This is a genomic window from Dyella sp., from assembly GCF_036568765.1.
In the GTDB taxonomy this organism is placed as follows: domain Bacteria; phylum Pseudomonadota; class Gammaproteobacteria; order Xanthomonadales; family Rhodanobacteraceae; genus GSA-30.
The window spans coordinates 1-13,963 of the sequence record NZ_DATCRY010000133.1; the positions used below are offsets into that span (position 1 = coordinate 1).

Annotated in this window: 7 protein-coding genes and 1 pseudogene; 5 read left to right on the forward strand and 3 right to left on the reverse strand. The window is 58.1% G+C overall.

The features are described from left to right. The 3 genes and pseudogenes from VIM98_RS09675 to VIM98_RS09685 all read left to right on the forward strand — a co-directional run. Positions 1 to 323, forward strand: a pseudogene (locus tag VIM98_RS09675) (hypothetical protein); the annotation flags it as partial. A gap of 712 nt (positions 324 to 1,035) precedes the next feature. Then, complete coding sequence (locus VIM98_RS09680; protein ID WP_331992894.1) at positions 1,036 to 4,185, forward strand: TonB-dependent receptor; 3,150 nt, start codon at positions 1,036 to 1,038, stop codon at positions 4,183 to 4,185. A gap of 386 nt (positions 4,186 to 4,571) precedes the next feature. Continuing rightward, a complete protein-coding gene (locus tag VIM98_RS09685; protein ID WP_331992895.1) occupies positions 4,572 to 7,412 on the forward strand; it encodes a TonB-dependent receptor domain-containing protein in 2,841 nt (946 codons plus the stop codon). Positions 7,413 to 7,460: 48 nt separating this feature from the next. Here the strand turns inward: VIM98_RS09685 and VIM98_RS09690 are convergent, their stop codons facing one another. Next, positions 7,461 to 9,035 (reverse strand): tetratricopeptide repeat-containing sulfotransferase family protein, encoded by a 1,575-nt coding sequence (locus VIM98_RS09690; protein WP_331992896.1) that lies wholly within the window; start codon positions 9,033 to 9,035, stop codon positions 7,461 to 7,463. 360 nt (positions 9,036 to 9,395) lie between these two features. Further along, entirely contained in the window at positions 9,396 to 11,381 is a 1,986-nt protein-coding gene (locus VIM98_RS09695; protein WP_331992897.1) for a UvrD-helicase domain-containing protein, read from the reverse strand. A 115-nt stretch (positions 11,382 to 11,496) separates the two neighbouring features. Between VIM98_RS09695 and VIM98_RS09700 the strand changes: the two genes are divergently transcribed. Together VIM98_RS09700 and VIM98_RS09705 are read left to right on the forward strand one after the other, a co-directional pair. Then, the gene (locus VIM98_RS09700) at positions 11,497 to 12,129 is read left to right on the forward strand and encodes a thymidine kinase (RefSeq protein WP_331992900.1); all 633 of its coding nucleotides are present in this window, start codon (positions 11,497 to 11,499) and stop codon (positions 12,127 to 12,129) included. Positions 12,130 to 12,160: 31 nt separating this feature from the next. Continuing rightward, a complete protein-coding gene (locus VIM98_RS09705; protein WP_331992898.1) occupies positions 12,161 to 12,928 on the forward strand; it encodes a hypothetical protein in 768 nt (255 codons plus the stop codon). Between the two features lie 7 nt (positions 12,929 to 12,935). Here the strand turns inward: VIM98_RS09705 and mutM are convergent, their stop codons facing one another. Next, positions 12,936 to 13,763, reverse strand: coding sequence for a bifunctional DNA-formamidopyrimidine glycosylase/DNA-(apurinic or apyrimidinic site) lyase (mutM, locus tag VIM98_RS09710; RefSeq protein WP_331992899.1), 828 nt, complete (start codon positions 13,761 to 13,763; stop codon positions 12,936 to 12,938). Between the last annotated feature and the right edge of the window lie 200 nt (positions 13,764 to 13,963).

A 13,963-nucleotide genomic window follows, 5' to 3' on the forward strand; every position in this document is an offset into this window, starting at 1 on the left:
CCAAGACCCTGATCCTGGTGACCTTCATCGCCGGCCTGCTGCCGGTGATCGGTAACCTGATCTCCAACACCGCCATTACCGTGGCGGGCCTCTCGGTATCGTTATGGGTTGGCGTGGCCGCACTGGGCTTTCTGGTCCTGATCCACAAGCTCGAGTACTTCCTCAATGCGCGCATCGTCGGTACGCAGATCCGTGCAAGGGCCTGGGAACTGCTGGTGGCGATGTTGGCGATGGAGGCGGCCTTCGGCCTGCCCGGGTTGATTGCCGCGCCGATTTACTATGCCTATCTCAAGAATGAGCTCGAGCGGGAGCGGCTGATTTGAGCGCGCAATCCTGGTGACAGCGCGAGTGCGCCGTCGGGCGTCAAAGTGACGTAATAGTCCGAGCATTCATCTCGGAGACGCCGCATGACAGATCGCAAGAAGAGGTCGACGGTCCGGACGACGCCCGCGCAAATTCAGTCGAATCGTAGAATTTTGTTGCAATCGTAACCAAATGCAAACACATCGTCGTTAAGCGCGGCGAGGTAAGGATTCGCGTCATGCCTTGTCGGTAGGCCAGGGCGTGGAGGGTGTCGCTTCCGTCACCCGAAACCATGCGCGACATCTTCGATGACAAGCAACCGAGCCACATGCCGGGCAGGTCAAGGGCGGCTCGGGTGCCAAGTCGAATAGTTTTCAAAAAATGATTTCTTATTTTAAGAAAAAATGGTTGTCTAATTTTTTTGGATTATAAAATCTAGAAAGATCGGTTTTTATACTCCGCAAGAAATTGCCTTTATGCATGAAATTTCGACGCGCAAGAACTTGTCGAAACAGCTGAAAAATCCGGGATTTTCGTGAGAAAAAACAAAACTTGAACATTTGCTCCGAATAGGCAATTCTCGGCCACAGCGGTCTTTCGATGTGGAGGGAATTCGCAGCGCATTTCGTGGGGTACGAGCGCGCGAATTATCACAGGCCGATTCAGAACTCCTAACCCTATAGGGATAGTTAGGCTGGCTGTTTTTTCTCGTTTTTTTGAGGGGAGTACATCATGTCCATGAAATACGCACATTTCGCGCGTAAAAAGATTGTCTTGTCCGTGGCTTTGGCGCTCGGTGTCTACGCCGGCGGTGCTATGGCTCAGAGCACTGTGGGTTCGGCCTACGGCACGGCCGATGCAGGTGCGCAGGTTCAGCTGACCAACTTGGGCAGCGGCCAGGTGCGTACGGTCACGGCCGACAACCAGGGTCGTTTCCGCGCTTCGGCGCTCAATCCTGGCGACTATCGCGTTACCTATACTCAAAAGGGCCAACAGGTAACTCGAGATATCACCGTTGGCGCGGGTACAGGTTTTAACCTGGACGCCGCAAGCGCGGCTGTGGCCGCTTCGTCGGCCAATACCACGCAGCTCGGCTCGATCACCGTGCAGGCGAATTCTGTGCCTGCCATCGACGTCGCCTCGGTGCAGACCACGACGACTTTCACTGCCGACCAACTGAAAGAGCTGCCGATCGCGCGCAACGTGACTGCGGTAGCGCTGCTGGCTCCGGGTGTGACAAAGGGCGACTCTGCCTTCGGCAATCTCGCGTCGTTCAGCGGTTCGTCGGTCGCGGAGAACTCGTACTATGTCAACGGTTTCAACGTTACCAACCAGTTCGACTCCCTGAGCTTCGCACAGGTCCCGTACGAAGCGATCGATCAGATCAATATTCAGGACGGTGGCTTCGGTCCGGAATATGGTAACTCCACCGGCGGCGTGACCTCGGTGCAGACCAAGCGCGGTACCAACGAGTGGAAGGGCGGTATCGACGATACCTGGAACCCCAGTTCGCTACAGGCCACCCTGCCAACCATTTACAACAAGAACGGCACGATTTCTCAAATCAACAGCGGCAGCCGGAATTTCGCCATCGGTAACAGCAACACCGGCGGTCCGGTCGACTTCACCAATAGGTGGAGTGCCTGGTTGGGCGGTCCGCTGATCAAGGATAAGCTGTTTATCTTTGGCTTGGTCAGCCAGACCAAGACGGACTATCAGGATTATGCCGGGTACATTCCCAATGGCGGTACCAACGGTGGCGGGTTTCAGTCGGCTCAGGAGAAGGATCCTTACTGGCTGTTGAAGATGGACTGGAACATCAACGAGAGCAATATCCTCGAATTGACTGCGTTCAACGATACGCGCCACACCGACTTCGACATCTACAACTACGGTTTCGATTCGAATAACAACCCGTATCACTTCGATCAACAGGGCGTGTTCCGCGAGAAGTCCGGCGGCCAGACCGGCATCCTCAAGTACACCAGCTATCTGACGGATGATTTCACCCTCACCGCGCAGTATGGCAAGAGCAAGAACAAGCGCATCAATACGGCTATTGCGGCTAACGGTGTGGTCGAGAGCTTCGACGGCAATCTGGCTAATGCCGCATCGGCCCCCGGTTGCCCGGTCATCGTCGACGCGCGCACCCCGGTTAAGAATGGCGAGGTGGCGCCGATCCAGTCCTGCGCTTTCGTGCCCGGCGGTCAGATCAACAGCGATAACGGTCAAGATTCCCGTTCCAGCGGTCGTTTGGACCTGGAATGGAAGCTTGGCGACCATGATCTGACGTTCGGTTACACGCGTGACGTGACCTCGTCCAACACGGGTACCACGTTCGAAGGCGGTGCGGTCTATACCTATAGTTCGCTGCCTAACACCGACAGCGTCGATCCGGCCGATAACTTCGTTACTCAGGAAGTGTTCGGTACGGGCGCGCGGGTCAGCATCATCCAGCGTGCGCAATACGCTCAGGATCTGTGGCATATCTCGGATAACTTCATCGCTCGTATTGGCGTGCGCAACGACCAGTTCAACAACAAGAACGGTCTGGGCCAGAGCTATGTCCGTCAGGGCAATAACATCCAGCCGCGCCTGGGTTTTGCCTGGGACGTGCACGGCGATTCGTCGCTGAAGATCTATGGTAGCGCTGGTGATTATTCGCTGCCGATTGACGCAGGCGTGGCGTTGCGTGGCGCTTCGGCTTCGATCTTCAAGGAACAGCAGTTCTTCTACACAAGCATCGATCCGACTACCGGTCTGCCGCTGGGTCTGACGCCACGTGGCGATGCGTTTTATGCCAACGGCGAAACCGGTGTTACGCCGAATGCCGAATCGGTGGCGACGCAGAATCTCAAGCCGTTCAAGCAGCGCGAATTCATCCTCGGCGCACAGCAGCAGCTGGCTGGTTGGACCCTGGGCGCCAAGGCAATCTACCGCAAGGTGCTGACCGGACTGGACGACCTGTGCGACTTCCGTCCGATTGCGGCTTATGCCAACGCGCATTACGGCATGAACTTCGATCCGACGGATCTTTCGCCACCGAGTGACAACCTCTCCTTGCCGGGCTGCTATATCGCCAACCCGGGCAGCGGCATCAGCCTGCAATTGCCACTGGTGGCGGGTAGCAACCAGCTCTATCCGGTGAAGCTGAGCGCGTCGGATATCGGCGAGCCCAAGTACAAGCGTGACTATTACGCCTTGCAGCTGACGGCGGAAAAGAACTTCGACGACAAGTTCTATCTGAATGTGTCGTACGTATGGGCCAAGTCTTGGGGTAACTCCGAAGGTTTGGTGGACTCGAACATCGGTCAGGCCGATACGGGCACATCGGAATTGTTCGACTATCCGGAGATCATGGCGGGCGCCAATGGCAACCAGCCAAACGATCGCCGCCACACGGTGAAGGTGTTCGGCTCCTGGAACATCAATAATGAGTGGGCCCTCGGCGCCAACTTCATCTTCCAGACCGGCCGTCCGGAAAACTGCTACGGCGACGCTCCGATCGACAACGAGATCTTCGGTTATGGTCAGAACGGTGGCTCGCCGTATCTGTACTGCACCGATGCCTCGGGCGCCAATGGTCATGTCGCCCCTCGCGGCTCTATTGGCACGACGCCGAACTACTGGCAGTTGGACCTCAATGGCCAATACAAGCCGTCATGGGCGAAGGGCCTGACTTTCCGCGCCACTGTGTTCAACGTGTTCAACAAGCATCAGGTGTTGACGGTCAACGAGAACCAGAACGCAAGCTACAACTCCGATCCGACCCTTGGGCCGATCGGTCCGGTCACCTTCAACAACAGCACCTACCTGATCCCGACCAGCTTCCAGAACCCGCGGTACGTGCAGCTCAACGCCGAGTACGATTTCTCGCTGTAATCGGTTAGTTCCACCCTCAACCAGAAAGGCCGCGCGGGAATTTCGCGCGGCCTTTTTGCTTTCTGGAGCATAGGAAAATTTCGCATGAGTCTGCTGTAAGGTTTGTGCAAGCGAAGTTGCTGCCCTCTAGAGCAAGGGGAAAAACCTTTACTTTCATGATGTTGAGTGACTATCTGCAGATGGCGGGTGCGCAAAACCATGCGGTGCAGAATGTTGCGAGAACAAAATGTTCATGTTAAACAGTTGTCAAGCATGACTTATCTGAATTTGGGGTCAGGTAAAGAGGACAGTTTTATAGCCTCGTCGTGCCACGTTCCGAGGGGAGGGGAAGCCTGGAGGAGGCGCTTCTCGGAAATTTTTATGCACCAAAGCTAGGGGAGTTGCCAATGTTGAAGTCCAAGCTTACGGCCGCCATCGTGGTGGCCTTGGCGGTCGGCTATTCCAGCGCGTATGCCGCTGGTGCGCCGCAAGATGCACAGAACAACCAAGATCAAAGTCAGTCGCCCGATAGCAGCAAAGCCAAGAGGCTGGAAGCGGTCACGGTAACCGGTTCGCTGATTCCGCAGTCTCAGGTCGAGACAGCGACGCCGACGATTACAATTACTGCGGAAGACATGAAGGCACGTGGCTTCACCACGGTCGCCGAGGCGTTGCAGCAGTCTTCGTTCGCCACCGGAGCGGTGCAGGGCGCTCAGACTTCCGCATCGTTCACGGGTAGTGCGCAGACGCTGAGCCTCTTTGGTCTGCCCGTCGGCTTTACCAAGTATCTGATCGACGGACGCCCGATGGGTAACTTCCCCGGGTTGTACAACGGCAGCGACACGTTCAATAACTTGAGCGGCATTCCGATGGAGATGGTCGATCACATCGACATTCTTCCGGGTGGCCAATCGTCGCTCTACGGCTCCGACGCGATTGCCGGCGTTATCAATATCGTCCTCAAGAAAAAGGTCGATGCGCCGAGTATCGATGTGCGTTATGGCTGGACAACCGATGGTGGCGGTGCCGATCGCCGCATCAGCTTTGCCGACAGCTTCAATGTCGGTAAATTCAACATGCTCGTTGGTGGCCAGTACGAAAGTACCCAGCCGATTTGGTCGCGCGATCGCGATATCACCAAACAATACTACACGGGTAATCCTTCGAGCCCACCCGTCGCCGGTCGCGACTTCCTGGTATACAACCCTATCTCCGGCCAATACTTCTTTCCGGACGGAGCGAACGGCTGCTCGAATTTGACGAGCTTGTTCCAGGGTCAAGAAAAGCAGTACACCCGCAGTGGCGGTCGCAACTATTGCGGCTCGCTTAATAGCCCGGGTTATGCGACTCTGAAAAACGACGAGAAGACTGCGAACATCTACACGCACGCCACATTCGATGTGAGCGACAACCTGCAGCTCTACGGCGATCTGCTCTATAACTACGACGAACAGAAGCAGAGCAACGGCTCGCAGTTCCTGTGGTGGGGTACTAGCGTCGATTACGGCTCGTTCTACGATCCGAACATTGGCCAACTCGTGAATCTTCAGCGTGCGTTCGCGCCGGAAGAAATCGGCGGCTTCAAGAACGTGATGAATAAGTTCTACGAAAATTCGTACATGCTGACGCTGGGCGGCAAGGGTACGTTCGGTCAGTCGAACTGGGATTATGATCTGGCTTTCACGCACTCCGACGACCAGCTGAGCGCTCGCGCGCTTCAACGCCTGGATGGCCCGATCGACGACTACTTCCGCACGCACGTGTTGGGCCCGCAGCTTGGCCTGGATCCGATCTACAACTACTACCCGGTGTTCTCGCCAAACTACGCCGCGTTCTATTCACCGATCTCGCAGGCGGACTTCAATAGCTTTACAGGCTATACCACGACGAGGGCAAAGACCTGGGACAACATGTTGCGCGGTCAGTTGACCAACGCAAATCTGTTTAGCCTGCCCGGCGGCGACGCCGGTCTTGCCGTCGTGCTCGAGGGCGGTAACCAAGGCTGGTCCTACGTTCCCGATCCGCGCTTGCTGGACGGCGAAATCTGGGGTACCACCGATGTACAGGGTGCCGGTCATCGCTCGCGCTATGCAGCGACAACCGAGTTCCGCGCCCCGTTGCTCAGCCAGTTGACGTTGGATGTCTCGGGCCGTTGGGACAACTATCACGTCGATGGTCAGGACGTGCACCACGGCACGTACAATATTGGTCTTGAGTATCGGCCATTTGAGTCCTTGCTGTTGCGCGGACGCTACGGCACAGCCTTCAAGGTGCCGACGCTGTCGGATGAGTTCCAGGGCCTCAGCGGCTTCTATTCCAGCGTGCCGGATTATCTGAACTGCGCCCGCTTGGGTTACGGTCCGAACAATATTGCCAACTGCCCGTCGCCGTACGATCTACAGCAGTACTTCGGTCAGCAGTCCGGCAGCACCAAGCTGCAGCCCATTACGGCCACCGTCTGGACGTACGGTTTTGTGTGGGCGCCCATCGAGCGCATGTCCTTCAGCGTGGATTACCTGCATTGGGACATCAACAACGAAGTAAATACGGAAAGCGCCGACGGCTTGTCGCGTACGGAATACCTCTGCGATATCCAGCAGCTCGATCCAAACTCGGCAACATGCGCGAACGCGTTCTCCAAAATCACTCGCGGTACTTCCAATGAAGCTGGCCTTCTCGGGCAGATTCAGCAGATCTATACCCCGAAGGTGAACGTTTCCAACGAGCAGGTCAACGCAATCACCGCTAACTTCAGCTACATCATCAAGATGGGCTGGCTTGGCGATCTGTCGCTGCAGACGTCTTACAGTGACGTGCTCAAGCATATGTACCAGGCCTACCCTGGCGATCCGAAACTGGATTATCTGCGGCACCCGTACTACACCACGGACTTCAAGTCCAAGGTGAACGGTTCGGCGACGTGGACTCCGAACGAGCAATGGAGTGCCACGATTTACTTCAATCGCTATGGCAGTACGCCAAACTATATTGCGCAAGCTACCGACGACTACAACGCGCCGGGTGCTCGCCGCCTGCGTCCTTGGGTCTTGTACAACGCTAGCGTGACCTACAACCCGATAAAGAATCTGGCTCTGTCGTTCTTGGTGAACAACTTGTTCAACAAGATGCCGCCGGAAGATCACAGCTTCCCGGGTACTTCGGTGCAGCCGTTCAACGAGCTGACGTACAACGTTTACGGTCGTACCATGTATCTGGAGGCGAAGTACACCTTCGGTCAGGCGAAGTAAGAGCCTGGAAAGCTACATGAGAAACGGCCCCGGAAACGGGGCCGTTTTTTATGCCACCGTTATGCCATGCGATAACAGTAGTCGTTTTAGTTCGAGCAATTGCGGCTCGTATCGTCGCCAGCGATCGATTGCGCGCCGATTCATCGGCTCGCGCACCTGAATGGCGCTCGCTGTCGCAACCGGCGACTGATTCTCGTGGAAGTGAAGGCAGGAGTCGTTCCATTGCAAGCCGCAGAAGTCGATGATTCGGCGTGATCCGGCTTCTTGTGCCTCGACAAGCTCTTCATATTCGACCTCCAGAATGCGTCCCGGAACCACGCGTTGCCAATGAGCGATCAAGCGATCGAACAAAGTGTAGTAGCGCCCGGTATCCAGCAGATCATAAGAATAGTCGTAATAGGTCGAGTTGAGCGCGAATAATTGCCTGAAATTACTCAGGCAAGTATCCATAGGGTTGCGTCGTAGACAGATAATTTTCGCTTTCGGTAGCGCCCGCGCAATAAATCCGGCATAGAGAAAATTGTGCGGAAGCTTGTCGATGAATCTCGCTCTTGAGCCGGTGAGCGGCCTGGTGCTTTCGATGTATTCTCTTCCGAGGCGATTCCAATCGATGCTGTGAGTCCGCCGAACGGTATCGTCGTCAATAAGTGCAGGGGTAATGCTTCCTGACATCCTTTTGAGTGTGACGCCGAAGTTCTGCAATTCCCCAGCGGAAAAAACCTCCGGATGGCTGCTAATGATGCGCTCGACCAACGTCGTCCCGCTACGTGGCATGCCAATGATAAAAATCGGCTCGTCCGACGGGAATCCATCCGATACGGTTCGCGGCTGAGGGGAGGCTTCCATCAGCGCTTCGAATAGTCGCTCGTCACGGCTGATACGATAATGACGATGCGCGCCGGCGGCGGCTTTGCCGCGAGTCAAATGCTCGAAGGCTGACGGATACTGGCCAATATCTTCGTATTCCTTGGCAAGGGCCAGCTCTATGCATATGGATGATTGCGTGTGTTTCCTGGCCTCAGGCAACAGGCCGAGCAGGCGCTCGATGTGATTACTCTCTGGAGTCTGCTTGCGAATCTGCGCGAGCGTCAGGTGTGCATTCCAGGCCCTGGGATCTATGTCCAGGCAACGTTGCACCTCTTTCTCGCCCGCGGCGATATCGCCGTTTGCCACTAGCGCAGTCGCATAGTTGAAGCGAAGTTGCGGAGCGTCGGGGGCGCGTTCCACTGCGCGTCGGAATGCCTCGACTGCAGGCGTATAAGCATTGCATAGGGAAAAAACGACGCCGAGAGTGTCCAGCACCGAGGGATCGTCCGTCGGGAGCGACATGGCCCGATTAGCTTCCGTCAGCGCTTCGTTCGTCTTCCGCAGCCCGAGCAACGCGCGTGCATGCTGTACCGCGTAGCCAGCATGATCTGGTCTGATTCGCGCGGCCTGGGCAAGGTGCCTTGATGCAACCGGGAATTGTTGGAGCTCGAGGGCTGCAATGCCATTTATATAATGTAAGCCATCGTGTTGCGGTGCGAGAGGAAGAAGCTTCGAGGCGATGTCCAGCACCGTGGGCCAGTTGCGACGATTAAACGCGGCGATAGCCTGTTGGTATAGCTCGGCAGGATCCGTCATGGCTCATAGGTGCTCGAAGACATGGCGGGATAATAGCTGCTCAAGAGCCCGGTTGTGGTAAAAGGCGCTCGAACGCCTTTACCAGAGGTTCTAGGCAGATGGGAACGAGCATATATAGGATATGGTTTAGGCTTGCTGGCCACGCTATTAGTTGCCTGCGATCGCCACGGGACCGTTATCAGCCAGAAACAGAGAGACGATTACGTATTTATCGACCTGAAGTCTGGCGGAGATGCTGCAAGCAAAGCACTGGTGAAGAGGCTTGAATCTTCCTTGTCGGCTTGTGGCTGAGAAACTTTTCTCCCAGAACTCATCGGTATCGCCGGAGGCGGCACCACAAGAATTGATGGGGCAAAGTTTTCAACGCGTTCCAGCGAGCATGGCCGCAATCTTAGCCATATGCGATTCTGCCGTCTCGCGCACCACTTCCTTATCTGCTTCTGGATCTTTACCTTGCCAATGCAAATCGTCCTGCGGCAGCTCATGCAGGAATCGGCTCGGTTGGTTGCTATGCACTTCCCCATAGCGCTTGGTCTTGGACGACCATGACAGCGTGAGCATTTCCTTGGCGCGGGTGATGCCCACATACATCAGGCGCCGCTCTTCATCGATACGCCCTTCGTCGATCGCGCCTTCGTGCGGCAAGGTGCCTTCTTCGCAGCCGACGATAAAGACGAAGCGGAACTCCAGGCCTTTGGCGGCGTGGAGAGTCATCATGCGTACGGCGTTTCCGGGCTCGTCACGATCGGCGTGGCTGAGCAGCGCCAGCTGGGCCGCAAGGTCGCCAGCGCTGTTATTGCCTTTCTGCATCGCGCGGAACCAGTCGGCCAGTTCGCGAAGGTTGCCAAGACGGCGTTCGCGCAGCGCGACGTCGGGAGTGCTTGCCGCGATCTGGGCGGCGTAGCCGGTGCGCTTGAGGATGGTTTCGACCAGGTCGGCTGCGCTTTGGTGTAGCGCGGCGCTGCGTAGCTCATCGAGCAGTTCGGTAAATGAGGCCAGGGCCGAAGCCGGTCGAGGCGTAAGCTGGCGCAGTACGGCGTCGCTGCGGGCGGCATCTAGCAGCGATGCATGCTTGCTCTGCGCGATCTGGCCGAGCTTTTCCAGCGTTGTCGCGCCGATTTCCCGCTTGGGTACGTTGACCACGCGCAGGAAGGCGGCGTCGTCGCTGGGGTTGGTCAGCAAGCGCAGATAGCACAACAGATCTTTGACTTCGGCGCGATCCAGAAAGGACAGGGCGCCGGTCAGGTGGTAAGGAATGCGCGCCAGTCGCAAGGCTTTTTCGAGCGGGCGTGCCTGGAAATTACCGCGGTAGAGAATGGCGATGTCGTGCCAGCGTGCTTTGTGCTTTTCCGCCAGTGTGGTGGCGATAGCGGCGACACGTTCGGCTTCGTGTTCGTTTTCCTTGCATTCGAGCACACGGATCTGCGCACCTTCCGGGTGGTCGCTCCACAGCTTCTTTTCGTGCAAGTGCGGATTGTTGGCGATCAGCTTGTTGGCGGCGCGCAGGATGCGCTTGCCGCAGCGATAGTTCTGCTCCAGCTTGATCACGCGCAGGTTCGGCCAGTCTTTGCCGAGCTGATCGATGTTTTCCGGATTGGCGCCGCGCCAGGCATAGATCGACTGGTCGTCGTCACCCACGCAAGTGATGCGGCCGCGCTCGCCGGCCAAAGCCTTGAGCAGTCGGTACTGGGCGTCGTTGGTGTCCTGATACTCGTCCACCAGCAGGTAGCGCAGGCGCTCGCGCCATGCCTCGCGGCATTCGGTATCGCTTTCGAGGATATTGAGCGGCAGGCGGATCAGGTCGTCGAAATCCACTGCGTTGAATGCGGCTAGGCGTGCCTGGTAAAGCTCGTAGATCATCGCTGCGTCCATCTCGCGCGGGCTGCGCGCGGCGGCCTGTGCTTCGGCGGGCGAAAGGCCCCCGTTCTTGGCGCGGCTGACCAGGTTGCGCAGGGCGAACAAGGCATCGGGCTTGATGCCCTTGGGCGCCAGTTCCTTGATGATGCCTTCGCTATCGTCGGCGTCGAGCACGGAGAAGCCCTTGCGCAGGCCGGCCCGCGCGTGCTCGATCTGCAGGAACTTCAAACCCAGCGCATGGAAGGTACATACGGTCAGGGCGGCGGCGTCCTCGCTGCTGATCAGCTTGGCCACGCGCTCGCGCATTTCCTTGGCCGCCTTGTTGGTGAAGGTGATGGCCGCGATCTTGGCCGCCGGAAGCTTCTTGCGGGCGATCAGGTAGGCGATTTTCTGCGTAATTACCGAGGTCTTGCCGGAGCCTGCGCCGGCCAGCACCAGCAGCGGGCTGTCGCAGTGTTCGACGGCGGCCAATTGTTGCGGATTGAGCATGGGCGGAACGCGGCGGAAGACGGTCGCCGATGGTACCAGAGGCAGGGGCGTCGGCCGGGCCGTAAGGCGGGCGAGCGGTCGAGGAGGTACCATGGGCTCCTTGTACGGGGTACCCATGGCCAAGCTCTATTTCTACTACTCGGCGATGAATGCCGGTAAGACCACCACGCTGCTGCAAAGCGCGTACAACTACCACGAGCGCGGCATGCGCACGCTGATTCTCACCCCCGCGCTGGACGATCGCTTCGGCGACGGCGTGGTGGCCTCGCGGATCGGCCTGAAGGCCCATGCGCGCAAGTTTTCCAACGTCGAGGATTTGTTTGCCCTGGTGCAGGCGGATATCGCAGCGCGTGGCCCGTTGCATTGCGTCTTTGTCGACGAGGCGCAGTTCCTGACCAAGGCCCAGGTCTGGCAAGTCTCCGACGTGGTCGACAAGCTGAATATCCCGGTGCTGGCCTATGGCCTGCGCACGGATTTTCGTGGCGAATTGTTCGAAGGCAGCCGCTATCTCCTTGCCTGGGCGGATAATCTGGAAGAGATCAAGACAATCTGCCACACCGGCCGTAAGGCAATCATGGTGGTGCGCGTAGATGAACAGGGCCGTGCCGTCACCGAGGGGCCCCAGGTTGAGATCGGCGGCAACGACCGCTATGTCTCGGTGAGCCGGGCCGAATTCAAGAAAATCACCGAAGGGCGCGGCCGTATCGAATTGCAGCAATCCGTGCTGCCGCTGGGCGAAGGCGAGTAAGCCCTCGCCATAAAAACAACAAGGATTCCTTATGAGCAAGCCCATGATCATCCCCGCCTGGCAGCGCCCGCATTGGCAGCCGAGCGACGAGGAGATCCTGCTGCAGTTCTATGTGTTCGGCAGTTTTGAAGCGGGTCGTCCACCGATGCAGGACTACGGCAGTGACGGCTTGCCTACGGGCGTGACCATGACCAGCTATCACCATAACGCCCTGCGGCAATGGGAGGGCTACCCGCTCAAGGGCAGCTTAGGTCGCATGCTGAAAGACGATGCCGCCGAGGCCTATCGCATCGCCTTGGACGCGCCGCAGGTGCTGGTGGTCCGTGGCCAGATCGAGGATAGCCCGGCCACGGGTTATCTGCGCGATACGTTCGGTGTGCTGGCGGCCCTGCTGGATGTCGGCGGCACAGCCATTTTCGATCCGCAGATTGCGGGCTTGTTCAGCGCCGACGAGTGGCGCCGGCGCTATCTGGTGCCCGATGGTGCACCGACGCGCGCGCATCTGTTGATCATGCGCGATGGCGAGGAGGAGCCCGGTCGTTCGTGGATCCATACCCGCGGCATGCGCAAGTTCGGCCGGCCCGACATCAGCATCCGCAATGTGCCGGATCGCGATACCGATCGCGCGGGCATGTTGTGCGAGCGTCTGGCCGATCTACAGGCGCTGGGTGCGCACTTCGTCGAGGGGCAGCCGTTGGAAGCCGAGGGTGTGCCGGGTGGCATGGCGGCGACATTGGGAGGCGATATGAACGACCCGGCGTTCAATAATAGCTACGTGGAATTTCGCTGGCCGCTTTAAGGCTGCATCACCGTTGGCAGCGCGGACACCAGAAGGTCGAGCGCTGACCCAATACGACCTGCCGTACCGGCGTGCCGCATGTGTGGCACGCCTCGCCTTCGCGGCCGTAGACATGGAGCTCGCGAAAGAAATAGCCCGGCGCGCCATCGGGATTGAGAAAATCGCGTAACGTGGTGCCGCCGCGTTCGATCGCCCACGCCAGAATCCGTTTCACTTCCGCGGCCAGTCGCGCATAACGTTCGCGCGATACCGAGCCCGCCGCGCGACGCGGATCGATGCCGGCAGCGAACAGTGCTTCGCTGGCGTAGATATTGCCGACGCCGACCACGACGGCGTTGTCCATCAGGAACAGCTTCACAGCCGCCTTGCGTCCGCGCGAAAGACGCCATAGCAACTCGCCGTCGAAATCGTCCGTAAGCGGCTCGGGGCCGAGTTCGGCCAGTAATTCGTGCGTGGTGCCCGGCGCTTGCCACAGCAGGCAGCCGAACCGGCGCGGGTCGGTAAATCGCAGTACGCGTGCGCCTTGTTTGCCGGAAGCCTGCACGGCGATATCGAAATGATCGTGTTTGCCTAATGGGGCATCGGGCGGCAACACGCGCAGCATGCCGGACATGCCCAAGTGCAACAGCGCACTGCCGGCCCGAGTATGCAGTAGCAAGTATTTTGCACGGCGTTCGATGGCGTCGATGCGCTGTCCCGGCAGCAGTTCGGCGATTTCGCGAGGAATCGGCCAGCGGAGGTCGGCGCGGCGCAGCGTTACCGCGCTGATGCGACGGCCGACCAGGTGCGGGGCGATACCGCGTAAGGTGGTTTCGACTTCCGGGAGTTCGGGCACGGGCGAGGCGCAGTGAAAGAAAAGGAGTGGGAGCTACTTTGGCTTTTCTGTGGGAGCGACTTCAGGGAACCTCTAAAAACCGGCTCTTCTGGGAGCGACTTTCGTTGCGACGATCGTGCCTTATCGCAAGTCCTTGTCGCGACTGAAGTCGCTCCCACAACGATAGGATCCGTTTTCGCTGTGTCCAAGTCATTGACAGG

What these genes read in the sequence shown, in the direction of transcription:
- VIM98_RS09680 (WP_331992894.1), top strand. Translation starts at nt 1,036, where the DNA reads ATGTCCATGAAATACGCACATTTCGCGCGTAAAAAGATTGTCTTGTCC.
- VIM98_RS09685 (WP_331992895.1), top strand. Translation starts at nt 4,572, where the DNA reads ATGTTGAAGTCCAAGCTTACGGCCGCCATCGTGGTGGCCTTGGCGGTC.
- VIM98_RS09690 (WP_331992896.1), bottom strand. Translation starts at nt 9,035, where the DNA reads ATGACGGATCCTGCCGAGCTATACCAACAGGCTATCGCCGCGTTTAAT.
- VIM98_RS09695 (WP_331992897.1), bottom strand. Translation starts at nt 11,381, where the DNA reads ATGCTCAATCCGCAACAATTGGCCGCCGTCGAACACTGCGACAGCCCG.
- VIM98_RS09700 (WP_331992900.1), top strand. Translation starts at nt 11,497, where the DNA reads ATGGCCAAGCTCTATTTCTACTACTCGGCGATGAATGCCGGTAAGACC.
- VIM98_RS09705 (WP_331992898.1), top strand. Translation starts at nt 12,161, where the DNA reads ATGAGCAAGCCCATGATCATCCCCGCCTGGCAGCGCCCGCATTGGCAG.